The organism is Mesobacillus foraminis (assembly GCF_004340465.1).
Taxonomy (GTDB): Bacteria; Bacillota; Bacilli; order Bacillales; family Cytobacillaceae; genus Mesobacillus_B; species Mesobacillus_B foraminis.
This window is the reverse complement of record NZ_SLVV01000025.1, coordinates 1-20,701: the sequence shown is the minus strand read 5'-3', so window position 1 is coordinate 20,701 and position 20,701 is coordinate 1. Positions and strand designations below refer to the sequence as shown.

6 protein-coding genes are annotated in these 20,701 nt (G+C 48.0%); all 6 read right to left on the bottom strand.

The annotated features are described in order from the left end of the window. Window positions 1-63 precede the first annotated feature (63 nt). Window positions 64-330, bottom strand: a complete 267-nt coding sequence (locus EV146_RS26275; protein WP_132011545.1) for a hypothetical protein — start codon at window positions 328-330, stop codon at window positions 64-66. 30 nt (window positions 331-360) lie between these two features. Next, on the bottom strand, window positions 361-1,134 hold the full coding sequence (locus EV146_RS26270) for a thioesterase II family protein (protein WP_219916478.1): 774 nt from the start codon (window positions 1,132-1,134) through the stop codon (window positions 361-363). A gap of 38 nt (window positions 1,135-1,172) precedes the next feature. After that, window positions 1,173-1,907, bottom strand: a complete 735-nt coding sequence (locus EV146_RS26265) for a 4'-phosphopantetheinyl transferase family protein (protein ID WP_132011544.1) — start codon at window positions 1,905-1,907, stop codon at window positions 1,173-1,175. A 65-nt stretch (window positions 1,908-1,972) separates the two neighbouring features. Beyond that, window positions 1,973-12,235, bottom strand: a complete 10,263-nt coding sequence (locus EV146_RS26260) for a non-ribosomal peptide synthetase (protein WP_132011543.1) — start codon at window positions 12,233-12,235, stop codon at window positions 1,973-1,975. A gap of 33 nt (window positions 12,236-12,268) precedes the next feature. Continuing rightward, the gene (locus tag EV146_RS26255) at window positions 12,269-19,849 is read right to left on the bottom strand and encodes a non-ribosomal peptide synthetase (protein ID WP_132011542.1); all 7,581 of its coding nucleotides are present in this window, start codon (window positions 19,847-19,849) and stop codon (window positions 12,269-12,271) included. A gap of 27 nt (window positions 19,850-19,876) precedes the next feature. Next, on the bottom strand, window positions 19,877-20,701 hold an 825-nt coding region (locus EV146_RS26250; RefSeq protein ID WP_241994061.1), incomplete at its 5' end, for a condensation domain-containing protein.

Genomic DNA, 20,701 nt, shown 5'->3' with positions numbered 1-20,701 from the left:
GTGCAAGTACAACTGCCTATGGTGAAGAGCTCCCACCTCCATTAGCTCCACCTGCTTTCGAAATTAACTTGGACGTTGAGCTTCCACATCTAGGTAACACACTGGATGAGGAGCTTCCACCACCTTTGGCTCCAGTCCTTTCATTTGGTAGTACACCAGATGAGGAATTTCCGCCACCTTTGGCTCCAAAGCTTTCATTTGGTAATACGCCGGATGAGGAATTTCCGCCACCTTTGGCTCCAAAGCTTTCTTGATTACATGAATTGGATTAACATTCATATCGATCGTGCTTCTTGGATTTGAGAAGATTCGTACTAAAAGGACTGTCAAAAAGTTACAGTCCTTTTTGTTATACTGATTTTACGAAGGGCGATGAAATGCATAGAAAAATTCTTCCTGGATGGCCTTAAGTAATTTTTTTTCATGTTCAAATAGATAGAAGTGATCACCTGGAAATAGGTGTATATTAAACTCAGATGTAGTAAGTTCTTTCCAGGAATCCAAATCTTCTTTTTGGGTCAGTGGATCATTCAAACCGCCGAAAGCTGTTATCGGACAACTTAAAGGGCTTGATAAGTCAAATTGATAGGTATCCACAATCTCAAAATCAGCTCTTATAATGGGCAAAAACAGGTCCATGATCTCCTTATTGTCCAATACTTCTTCAGGTGTTCCATTCATTTTTCTAAGTTCATCGATAAATTCTTTTTCTGGGAGATTGTATGTCGGCCTTTCTTTTTTAGATAGCTGTGGAGGTCTTTTACCGGATAAAAACAGCTGTATAGGCATCTTCCAGGAACGCTTGTTTATTTCCTTAGCCAATTCATAGCTGATTAAAGCTCCCATGCTGTGACCAAAGAATGCATAAGGTATAGAACTGTTAATCGCTGGTTCCAGTTCATCTGCCAAGAGGGTGATCAACTTCGGCAAGGCACGTATTGGCTCCTCCGCCATCCTATTCTCCCTTCCTGGAAGTTGTATAGGGCAAACCTCTATTTCGTCTGCGAGACTTTGAGTCCATTGGCGGTAAGCCAGCGCACTTCCTCCCGCATAAGGGAAACATAAGAGTCGGACCACTGGATTGGCTTTGGATTTATAGTAATAAAAACTGCTGCAAATGTTTTTCCTGTTCAACCTGGCTCCTCCTTTTTATTATGACAATCTCTTTCTATCTAGTGTTCACAATGGTACCACATTGATCGGGTTTGTAAGGGTGTGCTGAATAATTCTGCAGTACTCACAAAATTTATGATTTTAGGGAAGGAAGGTTGATCGGTACTGACTGCCAAACTGTACCCCTTATCCAGACTGAAATCCTTACACTTCCAAGAGGGGAGTATTCCCGCATCCGTAAGACGAACTTGATAGCCATCCACTGCGGGTTCGGCAACAAATTCAAACTTGTCAATGGGCTGGGATAATCCCGTTCCTAGGGCTTTAACGAATGACTCCTTTCTGGACCATAAGCTATAAAAGACAGGGATGGCCTCTCCTTTGCTGCCAGCTAGTAATTCCAGTTCCCTGCTTGTAAGGACTCCTTTAAATAGATTGATATCTACCTCTTCAACTTTCTCGACATCAACTCCTATTTTTCCTTTGGAAGTGACGGCACAGACTACCCATTCGCCTGAATGGGAAAGATTAAAATCCCCTTCCCAATGAGGACTTGCAAGGAAGGGTCTTCCGTACTCATCACGTTCAATGACAAGTTCGTCTTCTTGTGTCTGAAGGGCTTTAGCAAGAGCATAACGGGATAGAAGGATAGCTAACAATGCCCTCGTTTTGTCTTCATTTTTCTTAAATTTGAGGATCCTTAGCCGTTCTGCCGGTGGAACAGTCTCCAAGCTTCCTTCAGACTCTATGGTATCCCAACCTACTGTACTTTTAACTGCGTAGAGTGTAATCATAATCAGCACCCGCTTTCCGAAGGCCTGTGCAGACAGTTTTCAAGCTGCACAGGCATCCTGTTTATCTAGTTCACAACCGAGATTTTCGCCTTAATCCAATTACCGATTTCTTCTACTACATAATCCGGAACATTCCCTGGGAGCAGATACTCTTCCATATTTGCAGGGCCTTTCCCCTCCACATATCCATGATTCAACTTTTTAAAATAACCAAACGCAGCATTTCGATTTTTCGATAAAACTTCCTTCCACTTATCGAAGTCGTCCGCTGATACATTGATATCCCTGCCTCCCTGGAGTACCAAGAACGGAATTTCTTTTAACTTTTGGGATTCACCAGGGATATAGTCTTTCAGACTAAGCCACCATTCTAGACTTGGAGCGAGCATAAACTCTTCTTTTTTTAATTTGTCGATAGGTAGGCACTGTAACATTCTTAGCTGTTCCCTGCACATCATCAATTCTTCAGAAGATAAGCCCGGTAACTCATTTTGCAGAATCATATCAAACGCAGAGATCTGTGGATTTGGCGCCGACAGTACAACCCCTCCTGCTATCCCTTCCATTTCTTTTCTTTCCAAGATGCCAGGAAGCAACCATCCTCCTCGGCAGTGTCCGACCAAGAAGATGTCACTGGTCGCTAATTTGTCTGATTCCCTCAGAAACTGAACCGCCTCCACAGCATCTTCATAAAACTCGTCCGATACAGTGTACTCCTCAAATAACTTGAAACGCTTGCTGGTTCGCTTTTCATAACGCAAGACGGCTATATTGCGGCTCGCCAGCCCCACCGCGATGTCTTTAAACGGCTTGAGTGCGTAAAGGGTGGAATCGCGGTCCACATCACCGTCTCCAGGAATAAGGACCACGACAGGCACCGGGCCCCTTGTCTTAGGTATCGTCAGTGTAGCAGGGATTTTCGTATCCCCCGAGCCTAGAAGGATCTCTTCTTCGGTATATGATGACTGATTGACATACGCCGGTATCTTATAAGAAGGGAGAGATTGCATGGTCCCTATGTCTTTTCCCTGAGCCCCAACTGGTACCTGAGCGGTGTTCAACCTCCTCCGTACGCAGTCAGCCAAATCCTTCAGAATTGGATGGAGGAAAAGATCATTCAAGGAAAGCTTTACTTTCATTTCCAGCTGTAACCTTGAAACGAGCAGCATGCCTTTCAAAGACTGCCCACCTAATTCAAAGAAATTCTCATGGACCCCAATACCTGGCACCTCGAGGATTTCTTCCCATAATTCCAATAGTCTGAATTCCACAGGATCGGCTACTGAAAAGAGGTCTTCCCCTATGCTCCTTTTTTGTGGGGTTGGTAGTCTTTTCTTGTCCACCTTTCCATTGCTGGTAACAGGCAAGGAATCGAGCTGTATAAAGTGGTCTGGTATCATGAATTCTGGAAGCTTGTAAGACAGATATTGGCGGAGTCCGCCTGCCTCCATTTCTCCTTCCATAACAACGTACGCACAGAGACTGGTGTTCCCTTTCGAATCTTCTTGGGAAATCACTTTAGTATCCTTTACAGCCGGAAAGTTCAACAAGCAGGTTTCTACCTCTCCAATTTCAATCCTGTAGCCGCGGACCTTCACTTGTTCATCCTGTCTGCCGATATATTCGATGGTTCCATCAGGTTGCCATCTTGCAAGATCCCCTGTACGATATATCCTCGTTCCGGGAAGTGACGGATGGTCAGTAAACCGTTCCGCTGTTAAGGAGGGTTGATTCAGGTAACCCCTGGCCAGTCCTTCCCCGGCGATGCAAAGTTCCCCGGGAATTCCCACCGGCTGTAATTGCCCAGAGGGATTTAAGATATAAATTTTTTTGTTGGCTATTGGCCGACCAATGCAGACCTTTTCCTCAACTTCATCCGAAAGTGTGGCGCAAACTGTTGATTCAGTCGGGCCGTAAGCATTTATGAACCGGCGGTTACGCCCCCACTTGGCAGCCAAGTCCTTCGAACAAGGTTCCCCCGCCGTTATCAACGTTTCAAGGGCAGGCAATTCATGGAACGGCAGTGCCCTTAAGTAAGAAGGAGGAACCGTCAGGGTGCTAATGGAGTTTTCCTCCAGATATTGAATAAATTCAATCCCTGACAATAGTTGATCTTTGCTGCAGATAAACAGCGTGCCACCGGCCAATAACGTGTGAAAGATTTCCTCAACCGATGCGTCAAAGCTGTAAGAAGCAAACTGTAAGACCCGGCTGCCCTCCCGGATGCCGTAGGATTCAGCCATGAGCTGGAAGTTACTGACACCCCGATGCTCGATTAACACACCTTTCGGCTTTCCGGTCGATCCAGATGTGTAAATGACATAGGCCAGGTCCTCCGCGGCGTTGACAGGATCCAGATTCTCACAAACTCTGCTGTTCAATTGGGGATGGTCAATCAGGATCGTCTCTCCCGTATAGCTGTCCGGCACTTTGACGCCCTTCTGTGTCAATAGGCACTGAACACCACTGTCTTCAAGGATATAGCAAATCCTTTCCAAAGGATAAGACGGGTCGATCGGTACGTAGGCGCCTCCTGCCTTTAGCACGCCAAGGATGCCCACAATCATCTCGGGAGAGCGGTCCAGCATGATCCCGACCAGTTCTTCCCGGACCGTGCCCCTTTCTCTTAAAAGCCATGCGAGCTGATTTGCCTTGGCATTCAACTCCCGGTAGGTGAGCTGTTTATCGCCAAAGGCTACGGCAATAAGGTCAGGGGTCTTACGCACTTGTTCCTCAAACAGCTCATGGATGGTTTTGTTCCATTCGAATGGCCTTTCAGTCTCATTGAAGCTGTAGAGAAGCTGGTGCTTCTCTCCCTCCGTCACGAGAATCATGTCATCAAGCCTCTTGCCCGGGTCTTCCACAATTTGGTCCAGCAGGTGAAGAAAATGGTTCTTCATTCGATTGATCGTTTCCTGGGTAAACAGGCTAGTGTTGTATTCCAAAGAAATATGGAGAAACTCCCCTTCCTGGCATATCCAGCTTAAATCAAATTTTGAGCTCTTCCATTCAATTTCAAAAGGCTTGAATTGCAATTCCTCGTGTTCGGCCATGCCAAAGTCAAAGTTCTGCAAACTGAAGGTTGTATCGAATATAGGATTTCTGCTGAAATCGCGTACTAAATCCAGCTTTTCGACCAGCTCCTCATATGGGAAATCCCCATGCTCGTAAGCGTTGAGGGTCTCCCGCCTAACGTTTGCTAGGAATTCCCTAAAACTCAGCGATCCTTTAGGTCTGTTCCTTAACGCAAGGACATTCACAAACACTCCTACTACTTCTTCAAGATCGGCATGGGGCCTGCCTGCAATAGGGGATCCCACGATAATGTCCTCTTTTTCGGTATACTTGGAAAGAAGCACATTATAGGCGGCCAATAATGTCATATACAAGGTTGCCCCTTCCGAGGAAGAGAGTCTTTTTAATTTTTTCAGGATGGAACTGTCAACGGAGAACTCGAGGGTCTCTCCTTTAAATTGCCTAACCGGCGGTCTTGTGAAGTCGGCTGGTAAATCCAAAACAGGGAGCTCTCCAGATAGGGTTTCCAGCCAGTATTTTTCTTGGGCCCTTAGCTTTTCACGATGTTCCTCTTCCTGCTGCCATACCGCATAATCCTTATATTGCAGGAAATTTGGTGTCAGGGTGTGCCCCTGATATAACTTGATGAAGTCATTTAATAAAAGGTTGGTAGAGACTCCATCGGATATAATATGGTGCATATCAATCATTAGAAGGTGCCGGGTAGGGCTGACATCTACTAAAGCCGCGCGGAATAGGGGAGCGTGCTGCAAATCAAACGGCATAATGAATTTCTTGACCAGGTTTCGAATCTCGGATTCTTCCGCCTTGATGATATGGAGATTCCACGTGACATCTTCTGGATGGACCACTTGGTTCAAGGAGTTGTCCTCCAAATGGAACGATGTCCGGAGCGCTTCATGTCTCGCAATTAATGCTCGGAATGCTTTTTCCACCTTATCGGCACTCAGCTTTCCTGCAACATCCATCACAATCGGCATGTTATAATGCGTACCGGCATTCTGGGCATCCAGCTGTTCGACGATGTACATTCTCTTCTGTGCGGCCGAAACTGGGTAGAAAGGCATTTCCCGGGCCTTTGGGATCGAGGTGTTTCCGGCATTTTTCGCCTTCTTGATCAGTTCCGCTGTCTCCTGAATCGTTGGGCTTGCGAAGAACTCGCGCAGCTTGATCACTGCGTTCAGCTGTTTATGAATCCTTGACAATAGGATCGTGGCATTGAGGGAATGGCCTCCCTGTTCAAAGAAGTTGTCATGTACGCCGACACGTTCGACCTTTAGCACCTCCTTGAAAATCGCTTCCACCTTCTTCTCCATAAATGTCTGCGGTGCCGTATATTCAGAGTCCTTCAAAGAAATTTTTGGTGTATCTAAGAGCTTTTTCTTATCTATCTTGCCGTTTGGATTTACCGGCATGGAATCAATCTGAATGATATATGCAGGCACCATGTATTCCGGGATACGTTCAAGCAGGAAACGACGGATGTCCCTGTAACCGACTTCGTTAGAGGTGACGACATAGGCACATAAGTAAGGGTGCTCGCGGTCGTCCCCATGAGCCAAAACGACAGCATCTTGGATGGATGGGTGATGGAGAAGGTTTGCTTCCACTTCATCCAATTCGATCCGATAACCCCTTATCTTCACTTGATCGTCACGTCTTCCCAGAAACTCGATCGTGCCGTCCGGAAGCCAACGCCCCAGGTCACTGGTTTTATACATTTTCCCGCCGGAGAAGGGATTCTCAACAAACCTCTCTTCCGTAAGAGCAGGATTCTTCATGTAGCCCCTGGCCAAACCTTTTCCTGCGATATGGAGTTCACCAGGGATTCCAGCGGGCAACAGATTTCCTGAAGGGTCAAGGATGAAGATTTGGTTATTCCAAATAGGCCGTCCGATTGGATGTTCCGTTTGGTCCGCATCCAACTCACCGTACGTCGCCACAACCGTATTTTCCGTAGGACCATAATTATTGAAAATCCTATAGGGTGTGCGGCTTATTCTTCTGACTTTCTCTCCCCCGATCAATAGCATCCTTAATGACCGATTTCCCAACGGGATGAATTGTTCAGCCAACTGTGTAGGCAGGAAACTGATGGTGATTCCGTTCCGTTCAAAGTAAAGGTTTAAAGCTTCAGCATCCCCCCTGATATCTTCTTCGATGATATGGATCGACGACCCGGCAATCAAATAGGGGAATATTTCCCATACGGAGGCATCGAAACCGAATCCCGCCAATTTTGTACTACGGTCTTCCGGCATGACTTGGAATTCATGGTTATGCCAAAGGCAAAGGTTTACCAGCGAAAGGTGTTCCACCATCACGCCTTTGGGTTTTCCGGTTGTCCCAGATGTATAGATAATATAGGCAAGGTTGGTTGGATCGCATGTAACTTCAAGGCTGGCTGCGGAATCTCCTTCGGCCAGTGAGAGGTGTTTCAGTGGGAAAACTGTCCCCCGGTAAGATTCCGGAATTTGATTAGGAGTTTGGACCACCAGGTAGCCTGCTAGACTGTCGTCTAACATGTAGGACTGCCTGGCCACCGGCAAATTGGGATTGATAGGCAAATAGGCGCCTCCCGATTTAAGAATCCCTAGTATGGCCACGATCATGTCGATTGACTGGTTCATGATCACTCCTACAACGGTCTCAGTAGTGACTCCGGAGTCCCTTAACAGTTTGGCAAGCCTATTGGACCGGTTATGCAATTCCTCATAGGTGATAACCTCATCTTTGCATACAACAGCCGGATTGCCGGGAGCCTTCTCAACCTGTTCCTCGAAAAGCTCTGTGATGGTTTTATGGAATGGCGTGTCTCGGTAGGTTGCATTGAACTTCTCTAGCACCATGCGCTTTTCGTACGGTGTCGCTATATCAATCTCACTTAAGAGAATATCAGGGTTTTTCGTGACCTGTTCCAAGATCCATTCCAGACGATCTAGCAACCTTGTGATGCTATCCCTTTTGAATTTTCCAGTATTATATTCCACTGAAACCCTTAGGGTCTCCCCTTCGGTTACGGCAAGGGTTAAGTCGAACTTCGAATTTCCCCATTCCCATTCATACGGGGTAATTGCGAGTCCAGGAATGCCGTTTCCATGTGGCTCCTCGCTTTGGAAGGTAAATATGGTTTGGACCAAAGGAGTACTGTTTGTATCTCGATGAAGGTTCAGTTTTTCCACAAGCATCTCAAAGGGGTAATCGGCATGATCAAAGGCTAGGACGCTCTCCTCCTTCACATTGGAAAGGAACTCTTTGAATGTCAGAGCGGGATTAGACTTCATACGGATGGCCAATGTATTGACAAACATCCCGACGATTCCTTCGAGGTCCGCATGTCTTCTTCCGGAGACAGGAGTACCGATGACGATTTCCTCCTGACTGGTGTATTTGGAAAGCAGGATGTGGAACGATGCCAGGAGTGATGTGTACAGAGTAGTACCTTCTCTTGAGGAAAGTTCTTTAAGTTCTTTCAACAAGGTGGATCCCATTTCCAAACTCAGGGTCTCCCCTCCTGAAAGAATTTCCTCTTGATTGATGAAGTCTGATGGCAAGTCCAATAAAGGAATCTCACCTGAAAACCGGTCCATCCAGAATTCTTCCTGTTCGTGGATCTTCTGCTTCTGAACTTCGCTATGTTGCCAGACGCTATAGTCCTTGTATTGAATGGACAATTCGGGCAGTCTCTCGCCGCGGTACAGGGAGATAAACTCCTGGAATAATAGATTGGCAGACACTCCGTCAGATATGATGTGATGCATGTCCAAGCAAAGGATATAATCCTCATTGGTTCTTTCAATCAGGGCCGCCCTGAATAAGTTTCCGGTCTGGAGGTTGAATGGCCGGACAAACTCTCTTAACAACATGGGTTCATTGCGCCCAGAGGAAGGAATCACCTCTAAATGGAAATGAGCATGAGAATGGATTTTCTGGACAATTTCTTCACCCTCGAGATGAAAGGATGTCCGAAGAGACTCATGTCTTTCGATTAATGACCGAAGGATGGCTTCAACTTTATCCTTTTGCAGCTCTCCTTTTATCTCCAGGGCGATTGGCATATTGTAGTGTGTGCTATCATTTCCTTCAATCTCTTGGACAAGATACATCCGCTTCTGGGCAAAGGAAACGGGATAAAGCGTGCGTTCAGGTGCTGGAGAAATCCCTACGAAAGTGCTCTCTTCTAAGGATTCCATATGTTCAGCCAATTCCTTCACTGTTGGATTGGCGTATAGATCCCTTAGGGGGATTTCCATGTTTAATTCTTTAGGGATCCTGGCACCAAGCATCAGTAAGGTTAACGAATGTCCCCCTGATTCAAAAAAATTGTCAAGGATGCCGATATCTTCCCTGTTTAATACTTCCTGATATAGGCCGACTAGCTTCTTCTCTAACTTTGTCGTTGCTTTTTGATGCCTATGGTCATGGGTTTCCTGTGTTTCAGGTAATTGGTTCTTGTCCACTTTTCCGTTAGGAGTAAGCGGAAGGTTGTCCAGGGAAGCAAAGCGTGTGGGAATCATATAGTCGGGCAGATGTTCTCTCAGGTAATCGCGTAAAAGAGCTACTGTTGCCCTCCCCTCCCAGACAATATAGGCACAAAGATAGGAATGCCCATGACTGTCCATTCTTGCAGTGGCTGCAGCTTCCTGGACTGCAGGAAATTCCTTCATCCGGCTTTCGACCTCTCCCAGTTCAATCCGGTGTCCCCGTATCTTTACCTGCTGGTCGATCCTTCCCAGGTACTCCAGGTTCCCGTCTGGCAGCCAGCGGACAAGGTCCCCGGTTCTATAGATGACATCCCCAGGAACAAAGGGGTTCTCCAGGAAGCGTTCTTTATTCAGTTCTGGACGGTTAAGGTACCCTCGGGAGACCCCGTCCCCTCCGATGGCCAATTCGCCCGGCACCCCTTCCGGCAGAAGCTGCCCGCTTGAGTTTAGGACATATACCGATGTATTTGAGATAGGCCCCCCAATCGGGACGGTGTTGAGGTCAAAATCCTTCCCGGTGATAGAATGGGTTGTGGCAAACACCGTTGCTTCGGATGGCCCGTATACATGGATCAACCGGTGATCCCCCATCACCCTTAAGGCTTTCCGCACATGGTTCACCGACACCATTTCGCCGCCAAACATCAGTTTCCGCAGCCCTTTCAGGCTTTCGAGATCCACATCAACCATCGCATTGAAGAGGGCGGTCGTCATTAGAGAAATCGTCACCTGTTCTTCCTGGATCAGGCGGGAAAGCCTGATGGCATCCCCAACTGTGTCCTTCGGCACCAGCACCAGTCGTGCCCCGTTAAGGAGGGATGCATAGATGTCAAAGACGGAACCGTCAAATGCATAGTTCAGAAGCTGGAGGAACCGGTCGGCTTCTTCCACTTCCAGGTAGCCGTTGTTAATGATGGTCTTAATCACATTTCGGTGGGTGATCAGGCTCCCTTTCGGCTTTCCGGTGGAACCCGAAGTATAGATGATATAAGCAAGGTCTTCCGGTCCCGGGATCCTGCGGGGGTTGGAAGAATCACTTTCAGCCAAGGCCTCCTTGACCTTCAGCGACTTCCCTTCATAGGTATCCGGAAGGACACCACCATGTAGGAGAACCATTTGGGTCCCGCAGTCATCTAAGATGTATTGAATCCGTTCGGCTGGATAACCAGGATCGATGGGGAGGTAAGCCGCCCCCGACTTGAGGACGCCCAGCATGCCCGCAATCCTCTCAATCGATCGCTCCGTCAAGAGGCCTACGGTTTCTCCCCGCCTCACTCCCTGTTTGATAAGGGTGCGGGCAATCCGGTTGGCATATTCATTGAGTTCCCTATAGGTCAATTCTTCGCCTTCAAATACAAGCGCCACATTTTCAGGCGTTTTCTCCGCCTGTTCCTCAAAAAGCTGGGAGACTGTTTTTTCCTTTGGATACTCCCTCGAGGTGCAGTTTCGTTCCAGTAAGGTTCGGACCTCTTCTTCCGATGTGAGACTGATTTCAGATATCTGGATGTCCGGTGATCCGGTTGCCACCTCGCCAATTGTCTGTAAGTATGCAGGGATTTTTTCAATGAATTTTTTGGAATATGCGGCGCCGTTATATGTAATTTTGCCTGCAATTTCGTCTCCGGCGTGGAACTGTATGGTGAAGTCATAGTTCGTCTGTTCGTATGCTTCCATCCCTGTTACGGTAAAGCCCATCTCCCTTTCGGCAGGGTCTACTGGTCCTATTGAGTTTACAGGAAAGTTTTCAAACGCCATGATATGGTCGAATAAGGCACCTGAAGCTTCACCGTGTTGCTGGATATCTGCAAGGGAAAGGTAATCATAATTTCCTGCAGCCATGAATCCTTCCTGCACCCTTTTGATCAATCCGGAAAGTGTTTCTCCGTCGGCTGAAGAAATCCTGACAGGGATTGTATTGATGAAAAGTCCGACAATCCGTTCGACCCCCTGTATTTCCGAGGGCCTTCCCGAAACGACAGAACCAAACATCACATCCCTTGTATCATTTAATTTTTGCAGCATGATTCCCCAGAATGATTGGATGAGAGTATTCATGGTAACCTGGTTGGCTTTTGCCAGTTGCTCAAGCCGCCCAGTGAGCGTTTCACCCAGCCCGAAATGGAATTCCTCCCGAACAAATCCTGAAGACGGGGACGCCTCACGAAAGGGAATTCCCGATAATTCTTTGAATCCGTGAAGATAGTCTTTCCAGAATGATTTAGCCTTTTCGTCTTCTTGTTGGTCCAGCCACCGGATAAAAGAGCTGTAGGGGATGGTCTTTTCAATTTTAACTGGAAGCCCCTTGAGATACATGTGGTAGTAATGGAACAAATCGCTTAAAATGATCTCCATGCACCAACCATCCATCAGGATGTGATGGCTGCTTATCAGAAGGACATTCGTGTTTTCACCCGTTTTGAAGAGGGAAAAACGAATAAGCAGGTCCCGGGAGAGGTCGAAGCCTCTCTCCCGGTCCTTTTCCTTAAACTCCTGAATGTATGCTGATCGTTGTGTATCAGGCAAACCGGAAACATCCTCGAAATGGACGGAAGCTTTCCTGGTCTTTAAGACAACCTGCATGGGACGCTTAACTTTCTCGAATAAGAACAGAGTTCGTAAGACATCGTATTTTTCAATCAGCGAATTCACACCGGCTTTTAAGCAACTTGTGTTGACGGTACCCGATATATCTAGGGACAATTGATCAAAATAAGCCCGGCTTTTCTCGTCTTTAATCGTATGGAACAGCATCCCTTGCTGCATAGGGGATAACCGATACATATCCTTCACGTTATTCCTATCAAACATCTGATCCACTCCACTCCTAATCTAGTTATCCAGCTATTTCTTTGATTCTAAAACCCCGAAAATATCGTCGAGTTCATCGAGAGTTAAATCGCTCTCGCTGAAGTCACTTGGAGTAAGCTCTGTTTCTTCTTTTCCGCAGCAAAACTCCATCAAATGAACCAGATGGTCACGGTAAAGACTTCCCAGCATCTTGATTGTGCTCTTATCGAAAACCTTCGGATTGTAGCTAATCGTAACCTGCAATACTCCATCTACGACCATGCCATTCCACTCTAGCAGATGATCCTGATGGTTCCTGCCGCTTATTTGAAGGCCCATAGGCATGCGGGAATAGGTTACGTCGCCGTCTCCTTCGAAGGTCCCAAGATAGTTAAAGCAAATTTCAGGGCTTAAGGTCTTTTCTGTCACTGCACTGGAACTTAAATATTTGAGGACTCCATATCCAGCTCCTTTGTTTGGCACTTTCCTGAGTGTCTCTTTAACCACTTTAATGACAGACCCTATTTCTGTTGGGCCAATTTCAAAGACGACAGGGAAGATGCTTGTGAACCAACCCACCGTTCTGCTCAGGTCCATGCCTTCCATTAAATCTTCCCTTCCATGACCTTCAAGGGTTACGGCTAGGGTGTTTTCTCCTGTCCATTCCTGTATGGTCAGAAAGAGGGCAGACAGAAGGAGGTCGTTGATTTCTGTCTGAAATGCCTTGTGTGCATCCGTTAATAGCATGTTGGTTTGATTTTGACCCAGGGATATTCCTTCCACTTCCAGCTCTTCATAAAGATTCCCGCCTGAATATGGATAATCCATTGGCAATGCTGGCACTTGTTTCGTCTGGATGTTCCTCCAATATTTGGCTTCATTCTGCCCTTTTCGGCTGGATCCATATTGGACAAGGCTGTTAGCCCATCTCTGGTAGGAGGTTGTTTTAGCAGGGAGTGCATTCTCCCCTTTTTCATAGATTCGATTAAAATCATCTAGAAGGATTCTCCATGATACTCCGTCTATGATCAGGTGATGGATGACAATCAACAGATGGTCGCCTTCTGCCGTATGGAACACGGCGAGCCTGAACAGTGGTCCATCGGCCAGTCGGATGCTGCCCTGCACACTGTTCGCCTCTTTCTCGATCAGGATGGCCGGATTGTTCGAACTTCTAAAATCGAAGGTTCTCACAGTACATTCCATGCCCTGTGTTCCCCGGTTGAATTGTGCCGGAGATCCGGAAGGAAAGACAATTCGTAATGCATCATGATGTTCACTCAGTCTCCTGAAGCAATTTTTAACCTTCTCGGGTTCCCACCCTTCCTTCCTGAAAAGCATCATCGATTGATTGAAGTGTTCTGGCTTTTCAAATCTTTGTTCAAAGAACCAATGCTGGATGGGGGTGAGGGGAACCGATCCCTCGATTGCCGTCTGTTCGGCTTCTGTCAGTAAAGATTCAAGAAAAGGACTCAATTCATATATGGTCGGATTCTTGAACATTTCCATCATGCTCAGCTTTAGGTTGGATTCATTTAACCTTGCAGCAATCTGGATGGCCTTGATGGAGTCGCCTCCAAGCTCGAAGAAATTATCATGGATGCCCACACGATCCACTCTCAGAACTTCCTTCCAGACATCTGCAAGCAGTTTCTCCCGTTCGGAGAGGGGGGCTGTGTACTCTACACCTTCGTCCCAAAGATCAGGTTTTGGAAGAGCTTTCTTGTCCACCTTCCCATTCGGGGTAAGTGGGAGGGATTCCAGTCTGGTAAAGTAGGATGGGATCATATATCCAGGCAGTTCTTCCTGGAGGTATCGACGAATCTCCGCACCTGTCCAGTCCCTGTCGGAAACGATATAGGCACACAAATTCCGATCATTTAGGACAACTACGGCTTCTCTGACAGAGGCATGTCCCATCAGCTTTGTTTCAATTTCACCCAATTCAACCCTATATCCCCTGACCTTGACTTGATCATCATTCCGTCCTAAAAACTCGATGTTGCCATCCGGCAACCAGCGGACAACGTCTCCCGTCCGGTAAATCCTTTCTTCGGGGTCATAGGGGTTGACGATGAATCGCTCACTTGTCATATCCGGCCTATTTAGATACCCACGTGCTATTCCTTCCCCTCCTATGAAGAGTTCTCCCGGAACTCCTATCGGCTGAAGCTGGAGTTCCTTATTAAGGATATAAACCCGCTTATTCGCAATGGGCTTGCCAATCACCACTTTATTCATCCCTAAACGGCACTCGCCAATGGTAGCATCCACGACTGTTTCGGTCGGACCATATGCATTCAAGAATGTCCGGTTTCTTCCCCATGTCTCCACAAGGTCCATCGGCAGGGCTTCCCCGCTTGTGCTTAAGGTATGCAGATCCCGCAGTTCAGCGTACGGTAGTGCCTTCAGCATGGAAGGAGGAATGAATGGGATCGAATTGATTGATTTTTCTTCCAGCCACCTGACGAACTCCTGTCCAGAAAGGAAAACCTCTTGATCACAGATATAAAGGGTGGCACCCGACAATAAGGTATGAAAGATATCGCCTACGGAAGCATCAAAGCTATAAGATGCAAATTGAAGGACCCGGCTTCCCTCCCGGATGCCATATGTTTCAGCCATGAGCTGCAAATTGCTCACTCCCCGATGCTCGATCAACACCCCTTTCGGCTTTCCGGTCGATCCGGATGTATAGATGACATAGGCCAGATCATCCGCCGTGCTGACAGGATCAAGGTCCTCACAAGCTCCCCTGTACAATTCGGGCTGGTCGATGAGGATGGCCTCTCGAGTAAAGCCATCAGGCACATTCAAGCTACTCTGAGTTAACAGGCGCTCGATCCTGCTGTCTTCAAGGATATAGCGGATTCTTTCAATAGGATAGGAAGGGTCAAGTGGCACATAGGCACCACCAGCTTTTAACACACCCAGGATGCCCACGATCATCTCGAGGGAGCGGTCCACCATGATTCCGACCAGTTCTTCGCGGCCGGTCCCCCTTTCCCTTAAAAACCCTGCAAGCTGATTGGCCCTGGCATTCAGCTCACGGTATGTGAGCTGTTTTTCCTTGAATTCTAAGGCTACGTGTTCAGGGGTCTTCCTCACCTGTTCTTCAAACAGCTCATGGATCGTTTTGTCCTGAGGGAAGGGCCTTTGTGTTTCATTGAAGCTGTTGAGAAGCTGATGCTTTTCTTCCTTCGTTACAAGAACCATGTCCCCCAGCTTTTGGTCAGGGTCTTCTGTAATCTGTTGCAGGAGGTGGAGGAAATGGCCTTTCAGCCTCTCCATGGTCCCTCTTGTAAAAAGGGAAGTGCTGTATTCAACAGAAACATACAGTTCTCCTTGCTCAGTCTCAGCGATATCCAAGTTGATGTCATATTTCGAATTGTTATAATCCCAGCTGTAAGAGTTAAAGGATAACCCCGGGATTTCTGGCCCTTTCATCTCGATATTCTGCAGGTTCAGCATCGTGTCAAAGAGAGGATTCCGGCTAAAGTCTCGCTGTAACTGGAGATTCTCAAGGAGCTCTTCATAAGGGTAGTCAGCATTCTCGTAAGACTGCAGCACCTGTTCTCTCACCTGAAGGAGGAATTCCCTGAATGTGAGTGTGCCCACCGGCTGGTTTCGGAGGGGCAGTACATTGATGAAGACACCGATTACTTCCTCAAGGTCGGCATGGTTCCTCCCAGCAATCGGCGACCCGACGATGATGTCTTCCTGTCCGGAATACTTGGACAGGAGGATGTTATAAGCAGCCAGCAGAATCATGAAAAGAGTTGACTCCTCTTCGGAAGAGATTTCTTTCAAGCGGCGCACCAGCTGACAGTCGACCCTGAAACCGAATGTTTCGCCCTCAAACTGCTTGATTGCCGGCCGTGTAAAGTCAGTGGGAAGCTCCAGGACAGGTAATTCCCCAGAGAGCGCATTAAGCCAGTACAGTTCTTGCTTTTTCATAGATTCAACCTGGCTTTCCTCCTGTTGCCAGACTGCAAAATCTTTGTATTGTATCCTAAGCTCGCTCAGTTTTTTTCCTTGGTACAATTCGACGAAGTCCTTTAGGAGGAGATTAGTTGACACGCCATCCGAAATGATATGATGCATATCCATCATCAGGATGTGCCGATCTTCGCTAACCTGCACGACTTTGACCCGCAACAATGGTGCCTTGCTTAGGTCGAAGGGTTTGATGAAACCCTTGATGATTTCCGGTAAATCCACTGGCTCTCCCTGGGCGGATTTAAATGGCAATTCGACTTCTTCCCATACTTCCTGAACAAGCACTCCATCCTTTAAAAGAAAAGCGGTCCTGAGTGATTCATGCCGATTCATCAAAGAGCTGAACGCATGATAAACCCGGTCTATCTCAAGGTTCCCGTTGATTTCCACAACGATTGGGATATTATAGCTAGTACCGCCCTTAGCTTCTTCCAGCTTCTGCGCTGTGTACATTCTTTTCTGGGCAGCTGAGACCGGATAAAACGGCCGTTTGGATGTTTTCTTAATCGAACGGTATTCATTCTTGCTGGAAGCAGCAATGATAGATGCCAATTGTTTCACGGTCGGATTGGAGAATATGGCCTTGATGGGAACTTCCGCTTCTAGCTGCTTATGAATCCTCGAGGAGAGGATCATGGCCTTTAGTGAATGGCCGCCAAGTTCAAAAAAGTTGTCATGGACGCCGACAGGACGGACCCCTAGGATGTCTTCAAATAGGCTTGCAAGTACTCCTTCTGTCTCAGTGACAGGGGGAGCATACTCTTTCTCCTTCTCCATGTTTGCCTTTGGCTCAGGGAGCTGCCTTTTATCCACCTTCCCATTGGGATTGAGCGGCAGCTTTTCGAGTTCCACAATATAAGTTGGCAGCATATAGTCCGGAAGCCTTTGGGCGACATACCCTCTAATTTCTTCGGTCTGGACGATTCCCTCGGTCACGATGTAGGCGCATAGATAGGAATGGCCGTTAAGGTCCTGATAGGCGATGGCGTGCGCTTCCCGCACACCGGGGAATTCAAGGAGTCTTGTCTCGAGTTCCCCTAACTCTACCCTGTGCCCACGGATCTTTACCTGCTGGTCGATCCTCCCCAGGTATTCTAGGTTCCCATCAGGCAGCCAGCGTACAAGGTCCCCTGTCTTATAGAACACATCTCCCGGGATGTACGGGTTATCAACGAAACGTTCGTGGTTCAGGTCCGGGCGGTTCAGGTACCCACGGGAGACCCCGGCTCCGCCGATGGCCAGTTCGCCCGGAACCCCTTCCGGCAGGAGCTGGCCGCTGGAACTTACTACATAACCCGATGTATTGCTGATAGGCCTTCCAATCGGTATTGTATGGAGGTCACACATGGACTCCGTAACGGGGCAGGCGGTGGCAAACACCGTGGTTTCGGTTGGCCCGTAGACGTGTATTAACCGGCCTTCCCCCATCGCCCGATAGGCTCTCCTCACATGTTTCACCGATACCATCTCGCCGCCAAAGAGCAGTTTCCTCAACCCTTTCAGGCATTCAAGGTCCACATCCACAAGGGTGTTGAAGAGGGCGGTCGTCATGAATGAGACCGTCACCTGTTCTTCCCGGATCAGGCGCGATAGCCGGACGGCGTCCGTGACTGTGTCCTTCGGGACCAACACCAGGCGCGCCCCATGTAGGAGGGCTGCATAGATGTCGAAGGTCGACCCGTCAAATGCATAGTTGGACAGCTGGAGGAGCCGATCCGTCTCTTCCACTTCCAGGTAGCCGTTGTTGATGATGGTCCGGATCACGTTCCGGTGGGTGGTCAGGTTCCCCTTTGGCATACCCGTGGAGCCGGAAGTATAGACAACATAGGCCAGGTCTTCCGGGCCTGATTTCCTGCCGGGATTCGAGGAGTCACTTTCCAGCAAGGCTTCCTCGACTGTCAGCACCTTCCCGCCATAGGTGCCCGGAAGGCTGCCTCCCTGAAGGAGCACCAGCTGGGTCCCGCTGTCCTCGACCATGTATTGGATCCTCTCGGCCGGGTATCCTGGATCAATCGGCAAGTAAGCTGCACCGGCCTTGAGGATGCCCAGCATGCTGGCAATCATCGCAAAGGACCGCTCCGCCATGAGCCCGACGGTCTGTCCCCGCTTCACCCCATGTTTTAGGAGGCTATGGGCAAATTGGTTGGCCATTTCATTGAGTTCCTTGTATGTAAGACCCTCACCTTCCAACGCAAGCGCTAGGTTTTCCGGGGTTTTCTCTGCCTGTCCCTCAAAAAGAGAGTGGATGGTTTCTTCCCTCGGGAACTCCCTGACATTGGAATTGCAGCCTATTATTCTCTTTATCTCTTTTTCTGGCATAAGCTGTATGTCTTCTATGTTCATCTCCGGATTCCCAATAATTTGCGCCGCTATCTCCTGTAAATGCAAAGGGATATTTTCCATCCAGTCTGAATTGTAGGCTTCACCGTTAAAGATGATTTTGCCGCTTATTTTTTCGCCGGAGTGAATTTGGACACTTAGCGTATAGTTTGTTTGTTCGAAAGCCTCAAACCCGTGGATGCGAAACCCTAATTTTTGTTCTGGATTTTCCTCAAAATCGTCAGTGACGACCGGGAAATTTTCAAAAGCGATAATGTGATCGAAGACCTGCTCGCCCCCCTGTATTTCCGCCAGTGAAACATAATCGTATTGGTTGGACGCAAGGGCCTTTTCCTGTGTTCTTCCCATCAACTGTTGGAATGTGTCATTCCCGGTGCTTGTGATCCTTACGGGGATGGTATTGATGAATAGTCCCACCATCTTTTCCACTTCGGGGATGTCGGCTGGTCTCCCGGAAACCACGGACCCGAATACCACGTCGTCTGTTTGATTCAATTTTTGGAGCATAATCCCCCATATTGTCTGGAAAACAGTGTTCACTGTGACTTGTTCCGACATGGCCAGTTCGGAAAGTTCCCTTGTCATCTCCTCATTGAAAGAGAAGTGAACCTCTTTATGTATAAAACTTGTAGGTTCCTGTGCCGACCATGTGTAAGGGAGCCCTTTGACCCCGCTATAACCTTCAAGAAACTTACTCCAGTATCGAATGGCCTCTTCCTCGTCCTGCTCCTCTAGCCATTGGATGTAAGTGCTGTATGGCAGCCCTTTTTCATGAGGAATAGTCACCCCCTGTTTAAGATGGGCGTAATACTTGAAAAGGTCGTTTAAGATGATTCCCATACACCAGCCATCCATAAGGATGTGATGATGACTAAGGAGCATCTGGAACCGGCTTGGTCCCATTTTAAGTACAGCAAGACGGATCAGCATATCGCTTTGGAGATTAAAGCCCTTTTGTCGGTCCTGAAATTTATATTTGGTCAGGAAGAGTGATTGCTCTTCCTGATCCAAATGGGAAATGTCTTCATAGCTTACCGAGGTTCTCCTTTCCTTCAGTACAACCTGTGTGGGCTCCTTCATTTTGGAGTGAAGGAAAACGGTTCTTAATACATCATATTTTTCAATCAGGCGGTTGAAGCTTTCCTCCAAGAAGGGGACATGAAGTTCCCCTTCAATCAGAAAGACCATCTGCTCGAAATACGTGTCATTGTTTTCATCTTTTAATGTGTGGAACAGCATCCCTTTTTGTGTCGGGGATAGTCGGTACAAATCCTTTAGTCTAGAAGGGTCGAACATAAAATCACTCCTGATCGCTTGAGTTATTTAAATACTCTTCAAGGCATCGAATACATCGTCCAAGTCTGCTTGAGTCAATTCCCTCATGCTGAAGTCACTTGGCGTCCGTTCCGATACTTCTTTACCCACACAATGGTCACAAATCTGAAGAAGCAGTGTTTTATACTGGTCTAGAAGGCCCTCCATCGTCCCAGCATCGTATTGGATAGAGTGGAACGTAAGATTGAGCTGGAGAATCCCATCGGCGACGATTGCTGTAATTTCGATCCCGGTCCCGTGCTTGTTCTCCAAACTGACGGGCTCGCCCATTGGCATAATCGGGTATTGGCCTCTGTTGCCGTACTCGAACTGTCCCAGGTAATTGAAACTGATCTCTGGTTTTAAAGTATGCCTTTTTTTGTCCTGTACCGCCGGGTTGAGGTACCTGAGCACCCCATAGCCCGCGCCCTTGTGGGGCACCTTCCTCAAGGTTTCCTTCACTTCCTTGACCGTGCGGCCAAGATCGCTTGAGGATACATCGAACACCACAGGGAACATGCTGGTGAACCAGCCGACCGTCCTGCTCAGGTCCGCCCCTTCCACTAGGTCCTCGCGTCCATGGCCTTCCAGGCTGACGGCCAGCCTGTTTTTCCCTGTCCATTCCCGGACGGTCAGCGCCAACGCCGCGAGAAGCAGGTCATTGATCTCCGTCTGGTACGCCCGGTGGGCTTCGGTCAGGAGCTGGTGCGTCTCTTCCTTGGTCAGGCTGAAGCTTAGCTCGATCATTTTTCCGCCACTTCCATCTTCTCTCCCGTCCTTCGGCAGGGAAGGGACCTTCATGGATTCAACTTCTTCCCAGTACGGGATTTCCTT